The sequence below is a fragment of the Streptomyces sp. CBMA123 genome, assembly GCF_014596465.1.
GTDB lineage: Bacteria > Actinomycetota > Actinomycetes > Streptomycetales > Streptomycetaceae > Kitasatospora.
In genome coordinates this window covers 1-1,347 of the sequence record NZ_MECK01000485.1, presented here as the reverse complement: position 1 = coordinate 1,347, position 1,347 = coordinate 1, and the positions used below count along the sequence as shown (strand labels likewise).

The 1,347-nt window shown below is 70.4% G+C and carries 1 protein-coding gene; it reads right to left on the bottom strand.

Features of this window, described 5'->3' with window-relative positions; translation table 11 throughout:
* Positions 1-77: 77 nt before the first annotated feature.
* Positions 78-1,220 carry an IS30 family transposase gene (locus tag BG452_RS34925; RefSeq protein WP_188308357.1) on the bottom strand — a complete coding sequence of 381 codons (1,143 nt, stop codon included), beginning with the start codon at positions 1,218-1,220 and terminating at the stop codon, positions 78-80.
* Positions 1,221-1,347 lie beyond the last annotated feature (127 nt).

The window sequence follows — 1,347 nt, the reverse complement described above, 5'->3', positions numbered from 1 at the left end:
GGCGGCAGTCTGAGGTACGACGAAGGGCCCCCATCCCGGGCGGTTTCTAGTGGTCGTCGCAACACGTGGTCGGTTGTCTAGGCCGCGATGAGTTTATGCAGGCGCTCGGCTGGGGTTTCCCAGCCGAGCGTTTTGCGTGGGCGGCGGTTGAGCTGGTCGGCGACGGCGGCCAGGTGCTCCGGGGTGTGGACCGAGAGGTCGGTGCCCTTGGGGAAGTACTGCCGCAGCAGGCCGTTGGTGTTCTCGTTCGAGCCGCGCTGCCAGGGGCTGGCCGGGTCGCAGAAGTAGACCGGGACGCCGGTGGCAACGGTGAACGAGCGGTGGGCGGCCATCTCGGCGCCCTGGTCCCAGGCCAGGGAGCGTTTGAGCTCGACGGGCAGGGTCTGGACGGTTTCCACGAGGGCGTCGCGGACCTGCTCGGCGGTGCGGCCGTGGGGCAGGTGCAGGAGTGTCACGTAGCGGGTGGCGCGTTCGACCAGGGTGCCGATGGCGGAGGCTCCGTCCTTGCCGATGATCAGATCGCCTTCCCAGTGGCCGGGAACCGCGCGGTCCTCGGCCTCGGCGGGGCGTTCGCTGATCATCACCATCGGGTCGATGAAGCGCGGCCTGCGGCAGTTGGCCTGGCGGTGCGGGACACGGCGAGCCCGGCCGCTGCGCAGGGCGCCGGCCAGCTCGCGTCGCAACTCGCCCCGCCCTTGGACGTAGAGCGCCTGGTAGACGGTTTCGTGGACCACGTGCATCTCCGGCCGGTCGGGGAACTGTGCCCGCAGAGCGTGGCATATCTGCTCCGGGCTCCACCGCTCGTCCAGCATCACCTGGACCGCCTCCCGCAGCTGCGGATTCGAGGGGATCTTTCGGGGCTTGGGGCGGGGCCGGCGGGCGTCGGCGCGGGCCTGGGCGGCGTGCGGGCGGTAGTGCCACTGGCCGCGAGTGCCATCGGTGCGGTTGCGGCGGATCTCCCGGCTGACGGTGGACGGACTGCGGCCCAGCTCGGCGGCGATCGCCCGCATCGTGGCCTTCTCCCGCAGCCGGTCGGCGATGTGGATCCGCTCGTCCTCGCGCAGGTACCTGGATGCGCCGGAAGGCGGCACCACCGCGTGAATCGGTGGTGCCGCCTTCTGCCGACCGTCGGCACTGCGGCCGTTGCGCCACTTGCGGCCGGTCCGCGGATCGATGCCCACGGCCCGGCAAGCCTCGGGGTTGCTGTAGCCCTGCTGCATGAGCCGGGAGTATGCCGCCCGTTCCCGGCTCAACCTCACAGGCCCCTGAGCTGTCCGGTCCTTGCGGATCTCGAAGTCCAATGCATCCCCTGAACTGGGGTGTTGCAACGACTCCTAGAACCCAAGA

What these genes read in the sequence shown, in the direction of transcription:
- BG452_RS34925 (WP_188308357.1), bottom strand. Translation starts at nt 1,220, where the DNA reads ATGCAGCAGGGCTACAGCAACCCCGAGGCTTGCCGGGCCGTGGGCATC.